Below are 12648 nucleotides of genomic sequence, written 5' to 3'. Positions count from 1 at the left end.
AATTATGATGAACTTGTTCTGTTCTGGAGAATGTTTCGTGGAGCTCAGCCAACTGCGGATCTTTCAGGCAGTCGCCGAGGAAGGCTCGATCACCCGCGCTGCGGAGCGCTTGCACCGGGTGCCGTCGAACCTGTCCACGCGCTTGCGCCAACTCGAAGAGCAACTGGGCGTCGAGTTGTTTCGTCGCGAACGCCAGCGTTTGCAGTTGTCGCCGGCAGGCAAGGTGCTGCTCGACTATGCCGGGCGCATGCTGGCGCTGCATGATGAAGCCTGTGCGGCGGTGCAGGGCGGGCAGCCGGCAGGCGATTTCGCGCTGGGCACGATGTACAGCACCGCGGCGATTCATCTGCCAGCGTTGCTGGCGCGCTATCACAAGGCGTATCCGGCGGTGAATCTGCAGGTGCAAGCGGCGCCCAGTGGTGAGTTGCTCGAAGGCCTGATCAGTGGTCGCCTGGATGCGGCGCTGGTGGATGGCCCGCTGGCGCTGGCCGGGCTCGACGGTGTGCCGCTGTGCGATGAGACTCTGATACTGATCACGGAGCCGGATCATCCGCCGGTGCGCAGTGCTCAGGATGTCACTGGGCGGGCGGTGTTCACCTTTCGCCAGGGCTGTTCGTACCGCATGCGCCTGGAGGCCTGGTACGCACACGATCACGCGGCCATGGGCCGGGTGATGGAGATCGAGTCGTATCCGAGTATGTTGGCGTGCGTGATCGCCGGGGCGGGGGTGGCGCTGATGGCACAGTCGATGCTCGACAGCTTGCCCGGACGTGAACGGGTTGCGGTGCACCGCTTGCAGGTACCCTTTGATCAGGCCACCACCTGGCTGATGTGGCGCAAGGGTATGCGGGGGGCGAACCTGAGCGCCTGGATAGATCTGCAACAAGGGGAAACAGTTGCAGGGGCGGGCGAAGTGGCGGTCAGTGCTTGATCGAGATCAAACTAGCCCCAACTTGTAGACCATGAGCATGCGTAAAGTACGACATAGGACTATGATCTGTATGAAGCATCGCAGGATTGAATCGCCGTGCAGGCTGACCCGTAAGGGGGAGTTATGAGAAATAATCTGTTCAACTGGCTTCATGACCTGGCTGCGGCCCTGGGCTTGATTCCACCGCCGTTGCAGCCGGTGCCGATCCCCACCGATGAGGAGCAGCGCAAGCGCCAGCCTCGTCGCTAGCGCCTGGCTCGGGCCGCCGCATCAGCTTGATGCGACGGCCACCGCTGGCCTGATCAGGCCAGATTCACTGCACCCGCCGTCCGGCGGGACATCAGGCTTACCACCACAAAGCTCACCAGCGCGATCGCCAGGCTGTAGTAGATCGGCGTGTTGGCATCCATCCCATCCTTGACCATGAACACCAGGGCGGTGACAAAGCCCAGGGTCATGCTGGTGATGGCGCCGGCGGTGGTAGCACGTTTCCAGTAGATCGCACCGATCAGTGGCACCAGCATCCCGCCTACCAGCAGGTTGTAGGCCAGGGTCAGGGCGCTGATAACATCTTCCACCACCAGGGCGATTCCCAGCACGGCAATGCCGGTCAGCAGGGTGAACAGGCGGTTGATGCCCAGGCTCGATTGTTTGCCGCCGCGCAGTTTTGGCAGCAGGTCTTCGGTGAGCACGGTCGAGGCCGCCAGCAGGCCGGCACTGGCCGTGGACATCATCGCTGCCAGGGCTGCAGCAATCACCAGGCCGCGGATGCCGTCAGGCAGGGCGGATTTGACGATGGCGGCGAAGGCGTTGTTGGCATTGCCCAGGTCCGGCAGCAGCACATGGGCGGTCATACCGATCACCGCACACACCAGGCCATAGATCACGCAGTAGATGCCTGCAGTGGTACCGGCGCGCTTGGCGACTTTTTCGTCACGGGCAGTGAATACTCGCTGCCAGATGTCCTGACCGATCAGGATGCCGAAGAAGTAGATCAGGAAGTAGGTGATGATGGTGTCCCAGCCGATGGTGGTCAGGCTGAAGCTCGATGCCGGCAGCTTGGCCACCAGCTCATCCCAGCCGCCTACGCGGTAGAGGCAGATCGGCAGCAGGACAAACATCAGGCCTACGGTCTTGATCACGAACTGGACGATGTCGGTCAGGGTCAGCGACCACATGCCGCCGATGGTCGAGTACACCACCACCACGCCACCACCGAGCAGGATCGCAGCCCAGAATGGCATCTCGAACAGCACTTGCAGCACGGTGCCGATGGCCAGGGTCGAGGTCACGGCGATCATCAGTGCGTAAGCGAGCATGATCACGGCGCTGGCCTGGCGGGCCATGGGGTTGTAGCGCTGCTCCAGTACCTGGGTCACGGTGAAGATCTTCAGGCGCAGCAGGGGTTTGGCCAGGAACAGGTTCAGGGCAATGATGCCCAGGCCCAGGGCAGCGCACAGCCAGAAGCCCGAGAGGCCGTGAACGTAGCCCAGGCGTACAGTGCCAACAGTGGAGGCGCCGCCCAGTACCGTTGCTGCCATGGTGCCCATGTACAGGCTTGGGCCCAGGTTGCGCCCGGCCACCAGGTAATCTTCATGGGTTTTTGCCCGGCGCATGCCGTAATAGCCCAGCGCGAGCATGCCAGCCGCATAGATCAGAACAACGAATAGGTCCAAAGCCATGGGGGTGTCTCCGATTATCTTTATTATGGTGAGATCGATCCTGACGCCAGGCATGCCCGGCGCCGGTCATTCGTCTACGGCTCAGGCCGCGTGTGCGGCCCGGCTTTCATGGCTCCTGCCTGTGTAGCTTCCCTGGTGTTTGTCGGTCAGCGGCGCGCGACGCCCGGCAAGACACAGAGCATTTCGTACAGCAGGTTGGCACCCAGCAACGAGGTGTTGCCGGTGGTGTCGTAAGGGGGCGAGACTTCTACCAGATCGCAGCCGATCAGGTCCAGGCCCTGGCAGCCACGGATGATTTCCATGGCCTGGATGGTGGTCAGGCCACCGATTTCCGGGGTGCCGGTACCTGGCGCCCAGGCCGGATCGATACCGTCGATGTCGAAGCTCAGGTAGACCGGACCGCCGCCGACCTTTTCACGTACTTCAGCCATCAGCGGCTCGAGGGATTTGTGCCAGCACTCTTCGGCCTGGACCACACGGAAGCCCTGTTTGCGGCTCCAGTTGAAGTCTTCGGCGGTGTAGCCCTGGGCGCGCAGGCCGATCTGCACCACGCGGTCGCAGTCCAGCAGGCCTTCTTCCACGGCGCGGCGGAAGGTGGTGCCGTGGGCGATTTTCTCGCCGAACATGTGATCGTTGACGTCGGCGTGGGCATCGATGTGCACCAGGCCTACCTTGCCGTGCTTCTTGTGGATGGCACGCAGGATCGGCAGGGTGATGGTGTGGTCGCCACCCATGGTCATGGGGATGACGTTGTGTTCGAGGATTTCGTCGTAGGCTTCTTCGATGATGCGCACGGCTTCAAGCAGGTTGAAGGTGTTGATCGCAACGTCACCGATATCGGCCACCGACATCGAATCGAAGGGCGCAGCGCCGGTCGCCATGTTGTAGGGACGGATCATTACCGACTCGGCACGGATCTGCCGTGGGCCAAAGCGGGTGCCGGAACGCAGCGAAGTACCGATATCCAGCGGGATACCGATGAAGGCCGCGTCCAGGCCCTCGGCGCTTTGCAGGTGAGGAAGGCGGAGCATGGTGGCGATGCCGCCGAAACGCGGCATTTCGTTGCCGCCCAGTGGTTGGTGCAGAATCTTGTCCACGGTCGGGCCTCATCGATTCGATTGTTCTAGTTGTTGGAACCTGTCTGCCTGGGTTGGGAAAAACCCTGAAGCGCCGGCTGACAGGTGCATTGCGGCAGAGTCTGCAAAAGGTAGTGCTCGAAAAGAATCGCTACAGGCAAATACTTAGTTCATGTTTTTCTAAACTAATGCCGAGAATCTGGTTAGACTTTTGCCACTTGCCGCCTTTCGGACTCCGCTTTCCATGGCCTCTGCACTGCCTGACCTGAAACTCCTGCGTATCTTCGTCAGCGTGGTACGCCACCAGGGTTTCGCCAGCGCCCAGCGCGAACTGAACCTCTCGACCTCGGCCATCAGCACCTACATGAGCCAGCTCGAAGCGGCACTGGGCATCGTGCTGTGCCATCGAGGGCGAGGCGGCTTCAGCCTGACCAGCAAGGGCGAGCTGTTCCACCAGGAGACCTTGCGCCTGCTGGCGGAAATGGACGGCTTCGAGCAGTACGCGGCCGCCCTCAAGGGCGAGTTGCGCGGCACGCTGAACCTTGGGGTGATCGACTCCACCGTTGGTGACCGTGCCTTGCCCCTGGCCGAGGCCATCGGCGCCTACAGCCAGGAACACCCGGCTGTTCACCTGCACCTGTCGGTCTCGAGCCCCTACGAGTTGCAACTGGGCGTGCAGGACAACCGCCTGGACCTGGCCATCGGTGCCTTCTCCACTCGCATGAGCGGGCTGGTCTATCAGCCGCTGTACCGCGAACAGCACTGGCTGTACTGCAGCAATCGTCACCCGCTGTTCAACGAGCGGCGCATTCCCGAGCAGGTTATCACTCAACAGCGCATGGTCGGACGCGGCTACTGGAGCCAGGCCGAGCTTGCCCGCCACGGCTTCAAGCACAGTGCGGCCACGGTGGAGAGTATGGAGGCGCAGCTGATTCTGGTGCTGTCGGGCGCCTACATCGGCTATCTGCCGGAGCACTACGCCCAGGCCTGGGCCGACAAGGGTGACTTGCGCGTACTGTCGCCGGCAACCTTCGGCTACCAGGCGCCATTTTCCATGATCATCCGCCGTGGCCGCAGCCGCGAACCCTTGATCCAGACCTTTCGCGACCTGCTCAAGGCGCAGTTGACCCCCGCCTGAATGCAAGAGCCCCTGAAAATGTCAGAAGGGCCCTCGAAATTCCTGAAACTATTGGCAACACCGGTATGAAGGCTCTGCTAAACCTGTACCTGCTTTGATGAATGTCCCCATCGTCTTTCAAGCAGAGACCGCCCGATGCGCATGAATTTGCCCGTCACAGAACACGAAAGAACCTTCCCCGCCGATCAACGGCTTATTTCCACCACCGACCTCAACAGCCGCATCACCTATTGCAACGACGCTTTTGTCGCCATCAGCGGTTTTACCTACGACGAATTGCTTGGGCAACCACACAACCTGGTGCGTCACCCGGACATGCCGCCTGCGGTGTTCGGTCATATGTGGGAAACAATCAAACAGGGCAAGCCGTGGATGGGCGTGGTGAAGAACCGGGCCAAGAACGGTGATTATTACTGGGTCAGTGCTTATGTGACGGCCATCTACGAGAATGGTCGGGTCAGTGGCTACGAGTCGGTGCGCTCGGTGCCGAGCCGCGAGCAGGTCCGTCGCGCCACGGCGTTGTACGCGCGCCTGCGCCAGGGGCGGGCAGCCGTGTCCTGGGCTGCTCGCGCGGGTGAGGTGGTCGAACATGGCTGGCCCCTGCTGGGTGCCGGCGCGCTGTCGGCGGCCGGCTACCTGTGGCTGGCGCCCTATGCGGCCCTCGGAGTACTGATGAGCAGCCTGCTCAGTGCCTGGTACTTGATCGAGTCGCGTCAGAACCGGGTGATCAAACGCACACTGGCGGAACACCCCAAGGCGTTCACCAGCCCGTTGGTGGCCTTGACCTACAGCAGCAACAGCGGTTTGCAGGGGCAACTGGACCTGGCCATCCTGAGCGAGGAGGCGCGTTTGCAAACGGCCCTGACCCGCCTGGTGGATGCGGGAGTGGGGGTCAAGTCGCGTGCGGCGCAATCTTCGGACCTGTCTGGCGCGCAGGCGCAGATGCTGGACCGCCAGCGCAGCGAAACCGACCAGTCAGCCACCGCTATTGCGCAAATGGCGGCAACCATTCAGGAGGTTACCCACAACGTGCAGAGCACCGCCACGGCAGCGGCCGACGCCGATCAACTGGCCCAGCAGGGCAGTGACCTGGCCCAGCAGAGTCTGCGGGCCATGGGTAGCATGAGCGAGGCGGTCAGTGATATCGGCCAGGCGGTCAACGAACTGGCCGGCCAGACCCAGTCGATCGGCAGTGTGGTGGATGTGATTACCTCGATTGCCGAGCAGACCAACCTGCTTGCGCTCAATGCTGCCATCGAGGCGGCGCGGGCGGGGGAGCAAGGTCGCGGCTTTGCGGTGGTGGCCGACGAAGTTCGCTCCCTGGCCCAGCGCACTCGGGCGTCCACAGAAGAAATCCACCAGATCATCGCCTCACTGCGTGCCGGCGCGGATCGGGCGGTGTCGACGGCCAGTCGCGGCGAACAGATATCCCGCGACAGCGTGCAGCGGGTCGAAGCGGTGCAGTCGGCGCTGGTGGGTATCACCCAGGCGGTTAGCCGCATCACCGGCATGAGCCAGCAGATGGCCACGGCGTCCGAGCAACAGAGCCATGTGGCCGAAGACATCAACCAGCAGATCACCCGTATCGCCCAGCTGTGTGACCACAGCGCCGGGCAAGCCAAGCAGGGGGCCGAGATCAGCCAGGATCTGGAGCGCATGGCCGACTACCTGTACAGCCTGGCCGAACGCTTCAACCGCTGACCCTTTACATCCCTCCCACAGGGAAGTGGGCTTTTTACGGGACTGCTGTGGCACACTTTGCCCGCCCAGGAGAACCCGATGTCCAGAATCCAGTGCGAGCGCTGCCTGCGCCCACAAGCCCATTGCCTTTGTCCGCTGATCCCCTCCCTCGACAGCCGTACGCGCGTGCTCGTATTGCAGCACCCCAGCGAAGTTCGCCATGCTCTGAACACGGCAAAACTGGCTGCACTGGGGTTGCGCAATGCCGAATTGCGGGTGGGGGAGGTGTTTGAAGACCTGGCGGGGTTGATCGAGGTGCCGGGATATCGAAGTGCGTTGCTGTTTCCCGGTGACGATGCACAGCCCCTGGTGAGCTATGCCGACGGCGATGAACGCCCGTGGCTGCTGGTGGTACCCGACGGTACCTGGCGCAAGGCGAGCAAGCTGCTGCACCTGAACCCGCCGCTGGCGGCCTTGCCGCGGGTAACCCTGGCGCAGGTGTTGCCGTCACGCTACCGCTTGCGCAAGGCCCCGGCCGAAGGGGCGTTGTCGACCCTGGAGGCGGTGGTGCAGGCGTTGAATGTGTTGGAGGCACCCGTGAGTTTCGATACCTTGCTCACGCCGTTCGAGGCGTTGATCGAAGGGCAGATCGAGGCAATGGGCCGCGAGACCTACGAACGCAACCACGTAAGCGTGGGCTCAGTGGGAGCGGGCTTGCCCCGCGATGAGGGGTGACGGGTAGATCGCTTTCGCGGGGCAAGCCCGCTCCCACAAGTTGGGTTGCAGCGGAGGTATCAGCGTTCGCGCATGGCCTCGGTACGCGCCTTGAGCACGGGTTTGAGCAAGTAGTCGAGTACGCTTTTCTGTCCGGTGATGATGTCCACCGTGGCAGTCATGCCGGGGATGATCAGCAGCGGTTTGTTGTCGCCGCCGAGGTGATTCTTGTCGGTGCGCACCTGGATCAGGTAGAAGGAATTGCCCTTGTCGTCGGTCACGGTGTCGGCACTGATCAGTTCGAGCTTGGCCTTCAAGCCGCCATAAATGGTGTAGTCATAGGCGCTGAACTTGACCATCGCTGTCTGCCCCGGATGCAAGAACGCCACGTCCTGGGGGCGGACCTTGGCCTCGATCAGCAGGTTGTCCTCCAGCGGTACGATCTCCAACAGGTCACTGCCCGGCTGTACCACGCCGCCGATGGTGTTGACCTTGAGCAATTTGATGATGCCATGCACGGGTGAGACCACCGTGGTACGGGTGACGCGGTCATCGATGGCGATGCTCGAGGCGGTGATCTTCGACAGGTCGGTGCGTTTCTCGTTGAGCTCCTTGGCCGCCTCCGAGCGAAAGCCGGCTTCCGATTCTTCTATCTTGCTCTTGATCTCGGCCACTGCCGCCTCGGCGCGGGGAATGGCCAGGGTGGTGGCGTTCAGCGAGCCGCGGGCTTCTACGGTACTGCGCTTGAGTCGCAGGATCTCCACCGGCGAGATCGCCCCGGTGCCCACCAGCGGGGTCGACATGTTCAGTTCCTGCTGCAGCAGGGCCAAGGCCGAGCGGTATTGCTCGGCCTTGGAACGAAACTCGGCCAGCTCCTGGGTTTTCTGCCGCAGTTGTTCATTGAGGGTCTGTTTTTCGCTGGTAAGGCGCCGCAGGCGGGACTGGAACAGCGACAGCTCATCTTCGGCCACCTGGGGTGCCTTGCTGCGCACTTCCTCGGAGACCTGGAAAGGCCGGCCCTCGGCTTCGGCCGACAGGCGTTCGACCTGTGCGGTGAGGGCGTAGCGATCGGCCTCGCTTTCCCCCTTGTTGGACAAGAAACGCGTGTCGTCCAGGCGCAGCAGGGTATCGCCCTTGTTCACCATCTGGCCTTCGCGCACGAAGATCTCGGTAACGATGCCGCCTTCCAGGTTCTGGATCACTTGCACCTTGCTGGATGGGATCGCCTTGCCTTCACCCATGGTCACTTCGTCGAGCACCGCGAACCAGGCCCAGGCCACGGCGACCAGAATCAACGCTGCCGCCAGCCATACGGTGATGCGCGACAAACGCGGGGAATCCTGCAGGGTGGCGCCGGCCACATCGGGCATGTAGTCGCGTTCGGCAGTCTTGCCGAAACTCTGGAAGTAGCTGCGCGGGCCTTGGTTGCTGGACATGAGTCGCCCCCTTAGATGGCTGTACCGACACGACCTTTACGCAGTGCATCGATGACCGCTTCCTTCGGTCCGTCGGCGACCACCTTGCCGTTGTCCAGCACCAGCAGGCGGTCGACCAGGCTGAGCATCGAGGTACGGTGGGTGACCAGCAGCAGGGTCTTGCCCTGGACCCAGTCGTGCAGGCGATGACGCAACTGGTCTTCGCTGGCGTTATCCATGTGGCTGGTGGGTTCGTCGAGGATCATGATCGGTGGCTCCAGCAGCATCGCCCTGGCCAGTAGTACGGCCTGGCGTTGGCCGCCGGACAGCAGCTGGCCACGCTCGCCCACAGGACGGTCGAAGCCTTGCGGGTGCTGGCGGGCCAGTTCGCTGACACCGGTGAGCTCGGCCACTTCAAGCATGCGGGCATCGCTCACGTAGCGCGCGCCGAGGGTGAGGTTGTCGCGCAGGCTGCCGGCCAGCAAGGGCAGGTCGTGGGCCACGTAGCCGATCTGGTTGCGCAGGTCGGCGATGTCGAGTTGGCGCAGGTCGAGGTTGTCGAGGAGTATCTGGCCTTCGTCGGGGGCATAGAACCCCATCATCAGGCGGGCCAAGGTGCTTTTGCCCGAGCCGCTGCGACCGATGATGCCGATACGTTCGCCCGGCTTGACGCTGAAGCTCACGCCATTGAGCGCGGCGGCGTTCTGTCCGCCATAGCGAAAGGTGACATGGCTGACCTCGAGGGCGCCGTGCAGTTGTGTGCGCTCCAGCGGTTGCTGGCCAGCCTGGCGCTCCTGGGGCAGGGCCATAAGGGCGTCGGTGCTGCGCATGGTCAACTGCGCTTGCTGGTAGCGAGTGATCAACCCGGCGATCTGCCCCAGTGGGGCCAGTACCCGGCTGCCGAGCATATAACTGGCCACCAGGGCACCGACGCTGAGGTTGCCGGCGATGATGCTGTAGACGCCGGCAACGATGGTTGCCATGCCGCAGAACTGCTGGATGAACAGCGTGCCATTGGTGGCCAGGGCCGAGAGATTGCGGGCGTGGGCGTCGAGGCGGGTGAGGGCGCCGTGGGTGCTTTCCCACTGGTACTGGCGCTCGCTTTCAGCACTGCAGGCCTTGAGGGTTTCAAGGCCACCCAGGGTCTCGATCAACAGGGCCTGGCGCACGGCACCGAGCGCCAGGCTTTTCTGTACGGTGTCGCGCAGGCGCACCTGGATGAACAGCGCAAAGAGAATGGTCACCGGAAAGGCGACCAGCGGAATCACCACCAGCCAGCCACCGAGCAGGCCGATGACCAGGAGCATCAGCACCACGAAGGGCAGGTCGATGATGCTGGTCAGGGTCACGGCGGTGAGAAACTCGCGCAGCCCCTGGAAGTCATGGATGCTCTGGGCAAATCCGCCGATGGTGGCCGGGCGGGCTTTCATCGACATGCCGGTGATGCGTTCGAACAGGGTGGCGGAAAGAATCAGGTCGGTTTTTTTGCCGGCCTGATCGAGCAAGTGGGCGCGGACCACGCGCAGTATCAGTTCAAAGAGGGTGCCGATCAGCAGGCCGGCGACCAGGACCCACAAGGTCGAGAGGGCCTGGTTGGGCACCACCCGATCGTAGGTCTGCATGACGAACAGCGGCACCATCAGGCCGAGCAAGTTGATCAGCAGGCTGGCAAGAATGGCATCGCTGTACAGCCAGCGCGACAGCTTGAGCGTATCGCGAAACCAGGCATTGACCCGTGGCATCAGCGGTGCGCGCAAGTCTTCGAGTTCATGCCGGGGGCGAGCGAACAACGCCTCGCCACTGTAGGCCTGGTTCAGTTCCTCGCGGCTGACCCATTGCTCGCCGCCTTCGGCCTCGCTGGGCAGGATCAGCAGTCGGCCGTCATCGCCAAAGCGCCGCAACACGGCACATCGACCTTCCTTGAGCAGCAACAGCACCGGCAGGTTGAGCGCCGAGATGGCGCTCAATTCCCGGCGCAGCACCCGTGCCTGCAAGCCTGCGCGGGCGGCAGCCCGGGGCAGAAGCTCCAGGCCAAGGCGTTGCTGTGCCAAGGGCAGGCCGGCGCTGAGGCCAGCGCGCGTGACCGTGCAACCATGCAGCTTGCAGAGAATCAGCAGTCCATCGAGTAACGGGTCATCGAAACTGTGGCGCGGATCCGTCGCAGGGCTTGCAGGTTGCATGCTGGTCACAATGGCCTACTCCTGCTGCGTGGAGGGGGATCAGCGCATATCGGGCAAACGCGCCTCGCTCTTCACTTCGCTCTTGGCGATGGCCTCGGGCGGCAACGAGATACGTTGCTTGGTCAGCAGCTCACCCATGTTGGCCAGTACCCGGTACATCGAGAACTCCTCGGTGTAGCGCACTTCGGTGTAGCGGCGGTTGGCGTTGTACAACTCGTTCTCACTGTCGAGCAGGTCGAGCAGGGTTCGTTGCCCCAGGCCAAACTGATCCTGGTAGGCCGCGCGCACCCGGGTGGTGGTGTCGGCATATTCGCGGGCGGTCGGGGTTTGCAGGCGGGCGTTGGTCATGGCGTTCCACGACAGCGCCAGGTTCTCGTTGAGCGTACGCAGGGCGTTGTTGCGGATGTCCATGGCCTGGTTGATCTTGTGCGCATCGGATTGCAGGCGTGCCTTGTCGCTACCGCCGCGGAACAGGTTGTAGCTCAACTCGACACCCGCCTGCCAGTCGTTGTTGTCGTGGCCGACCTGGCCTGCGGTGTTGTTGTTGGCACCCGTGGCCAGCACGGCATCCAGGCGTGGGTAGAACGGCGACTTGGCCACCTCGTACTGCTGCTCGGCGGCTTGCACGTCCGCCTGGGCCGATTTCAGGTAGGGGTTGTTGTCCAGCATGCCCTGCCGAGCGTCGGGCAGGGTGGGGGGCATTTCACCCTTGATGGTGACCGGCGTTTCCAGTTCGTCGGCCTGGCGGCCGATAACGCTATAGAAGTTGGCTTCGGCGTCGGCCAGGTCCACTTCGGCGGTGTACAGGTTGTTCTCTGCCAGTGCGCGACGGGCAGTGGACTGGTCACGGTCGGCGTTACTGCCTACACCACGTTCGCTGCGCAGGCCGATCTGGTCATTGACGCGCAAGTGAGCCTGCAGGTTGTTCTTGGCCAAGGTGACCAGTTCGCGGCGCTTGAGTACCTCCAGGTACACCTCGATGGCGCGCAGGGCAATGCTCTCGGCAGTTGCCTGGGTGTAGTAGGCGCGGGAGTTGACCACGGCCTCGGTACGGCCCACCTCGTTGGGGGTGTTGAATCCGTCGAACAGCATCTGCCGCAGGCGCAGGTCAGACTGGGTGTAGGTCAAGGTTTCTTTGTTGTGGTTGCGCGAACCGTCGGCATTGAAGCCGCGGGTGTTGGTGTTGTCTGAGCGCTGGCGGCCATAACCACCGACCAGGTCGACGCTTGGAAAGTAGCCCCCTCTGGCTACCTTGACGTCTTCATCTGCCGAGAGCCGGCTGTTGCGGCTGGCGTTGATTTCCGGATGTTGGTCCACGGCGCTTTGCACAGCTTCCGTAATCGACATCGCCTGAGCATTGGCACATGCCATGGCCAAAAGAATTGCGCTGGTGATGGGGGTCAAAACGCGCATGGGGTACTTCTCCCTGATTTCTAATAAGGTATTGCTGTCGCCATAAATTTGACGGTTTTTTTAGCTCAAACCGTTTCAGGCTTGTAACAAGACAGCTAAGAACATTTATAAAGCCAGCTAAGAAGATTTTTTCATAAGGGTTATGCGAAAAAAAACTTATGCGATCTAAGGAAACCGCGACATTGTTGATATCAGGCGGTCCGGTTGAATCAACGCCAGTGTGTATTTTCGGGCGCCGGAGAAAGTTCAACGTACATTTGCAGCAAAGGGCACGGATGTAGCGGTGGGGAGGGAGGAAAAGCGCTAGCTGGCGACAATTTATTGGCAGATGCCAAAAGGCCAGACCACTTTTCCGCTAACCCGGGACACTGCCAGCGAAGCGTCGATTGCAGTGCAATCGACTTCGCTGGCCGCGCATT

At 62.3% G+C, this 12648-nt stretch carries 10 protein-coding genes; 5 read left to right on the top strand and 5 right to left on the bottom strand.

The window, feature by feature from the left end; all coding sequences use genetic code 11:
• Positions 1 to 37 precede the first annotated feature (37 nt).
• Together ABVN19_RS15910 and ABVN19_RS15905 are read left to right on the top strand one after the other, a co-directional pair.
• Positions 38 to 931, top strand: coding sequence for a LysR family transcriptional regulator (locus ABVN19_RS15910; protein ID WP_028943193.1), 894 nt, complete (start codon positions 38 to 40; stop codon positions 929 to 931).
• A 123-nt stretch (positions 932 to 1054) separates the two neighbouring features.
• On the top strand, positions 1055 to 1180 hold the full coding sequence (locus ABVN19_RS15905) for a PA1414 family protein (protein ID WP_256205393.1): 126 nt from the start codon (positions 1055 to 1057) through the stop codon (positions 1178 to 1180).
• A 53-nt stretch (positions 1181 to 1233) separates the two neighbouring features.
• Here the strand turns inward: ABVN19_RS15905 and ABVN19_RS15900 are convergent, their stop codons facing one another.
• Both ABVN19_RS15900 and speB read right to left on the bottom strand, forming a co-directional pair.
• Positions 1234 to 2613 (bottom strand): sodium:solute symporter, encoded by a 1380-nt coding sequence (locus ABVN19_RS15900; RefSeq protein ID WP_028943194.1) that lies wholly within the window; start codon positions 2611 to 2613, stop codon positions 1234 to 1236.
• Between the two features lie 146 nt (positions 2614 to 2759).
• Complete coding sequence (speB, locus tag ABVN19_RS15895; RefSeq protein WP_028943195.1) at positions 2760 to 3710, bottom strand: agmatinase; 951 nt, start codon at positions 3708 to 3710, stop codon at positions 2760 to 2762.
• A 223-nt stretch (positions 3711 to 3933) separates the two neighbouring features.
• Between speB and ABVN19_RS15890 the strand changes: the two genes are divergently transcribed.
• The 3 genes from ABVN19_RS15890 to ABVN19_RS15880 all read left to right on the top strand — a co-directional run bounded on the left by ABVN19_RS15890 (position 3934) and on the right by ABVN19_RS15880 (position 7242).
• Positions 3934 to 4827 carry a LysR family transcriptional regulator gene (locus ABVN19_RS15890; protein WP_028943196.1) on the top strand — a complete coding sequence of 298 codons (894 nt, stop codon included), beginning with the start codon at positions 3934 to 3936 and terminating at the stop codon, positions 4825 to 4827.
• Between the two features lie 135 nt (positions 4828 to 4962).
• Complete coding sequence (locus ABVN19_RS15885) at positions 4963 to 6528, top strand: PAS domain-containing methyl-accepting chemotaxis protein (protein ID WP_028943197.1); 1566 nt, start codon at positions 4963 to 4965, stop codon at positions 6526 to 6528.
• 78 nt (positions 6529 to 6606) lie between these two features.
• A complete protein-coding gene (locus ABVN19_RS15880) occupies positions 6607 to 7242 on the top strand; it encodes a DTW domain-containing protein (protein WP_051270496.1) in 636 nt (211 codons plus the stop codon).
• 59 nt (positions 7243 to 7301) lie between these two features.
• Here the strand turns inward: ABVN19_RS15880 and ABVN19_RS15875 are convergent, their stop codons facing one another.
• The 3 genes from ABVN19_RS15875 to ABVN19_RS15865 are packed head-to-tail and all read right to left on the bottom strand — an operon-like array spanning position 7302 to position 12229.
• On the bottom strand, positions 7302 to 8657 hold the full coding sequence (locus tag ABVN19_RS15875; protein ID WP_028943198.1) for an HlyD family type I secretion periplasmic adaptor subunit: 1356 nt from the start codon (positions 8655 to 8657) through the stop codon (positions 7302 to 7304).
• 11 nt (positions 8658 to 8668) lie between these two features.
• A complete protein-coding gene (locus ABVN19_RS15870) occupies positions 8669 to 10825 on the bottom strand; it encodes a type I secretion system permease/ATPase (protein ID WP_028943199.1) in 2157 nt (718 codons plus the stop codon).
• A gap of 30 nt (positions 10826 to 10855) precedes the next feature.
• Positions 10856 to 12229 (bottom strand): TolC family outer membrane protein, encoded by a 1374-nt coding sequence (locus ABVN19_RS15865; protein WP_028943200.1) that lies wholly within the window; start codon positions 12227 to 12229, stop codon positions 10856 to 10858.
• Between the last annotated feature and the right edge of the window lie 419 nt (positions 12230 to 12648).

The organism is Pseudomonas vranovensis, from assembly GCF_040438935.1.
Lineage (GTDB): Bacteria > Pseudomonadota > Gammaproteobacteria > Pseudomonadales > Pseudomonadaceae > Aquipseudomonas > Aquipseudomonas vranovensis.
The sequence above is the reverse complement of the archived record's forward strand: the minus strand, read 5'-3'. Positions and strand labels throughout refer to the sequence as shown.

What these genes read in the sequence shown, in the direction of transcription:
- ABVN19_RS15880 (WP_051270496.1), top strand. Translation starts at nt 6,607, where the DNA reads ATGTCCAGAATCCAGTGCGAGCGCTGCCTGCGCCCACAAGCCCATTGC.
- ABVN19_RS15900 (WP_028943194.1), bottom strand. Translation starts at nt 2,613, where the DNA reads ATGGCTTTGGACCTATTCGTTGTTCTGATCTATGCGGCTGGCATGCTC.
- ABVN19_RS15875 (WP_028943198.1), bottom strand. Translation starts at nt 8,657, where the DNA reads ATGTCCAGCAACCAAGGCCCGCGCAGCTACTTCCAGAGTTTCGGCAAG.
- ABVN19_RS15865 (WP_028943200.1), bottom strand. Translation starts at nt 12,229, where the DNA reads ATGCGCGTTTTGACCCCCATCACCAGCGCAATTCTTTTGGCCATGGCA.
- ABVN19_RS15885 (WP_028943197.1), top strand. Translation starts at nt 4,963, where the DNA reads ATGCGCATGAATTTGCCCGTCACAGAACACGAAAGAACCTTCCCCGCC.
- ABVN19_RS15890 (WP_028943196.1), top strand. Translation starts at nt 3,934, where the DNA reads ATGGCCTCTGCACTGCCTGACCTGAAACTCCTGCGTATCTTCGTCAGC.
- ABVN19_RS15905 (WP_256205393.1), top strand. Translation starts at nt 1,055, where the DNA reads ATGAGAAATAATCTGTTCAACTGGCTTCATGACCTGGCTGCGGCCCTG.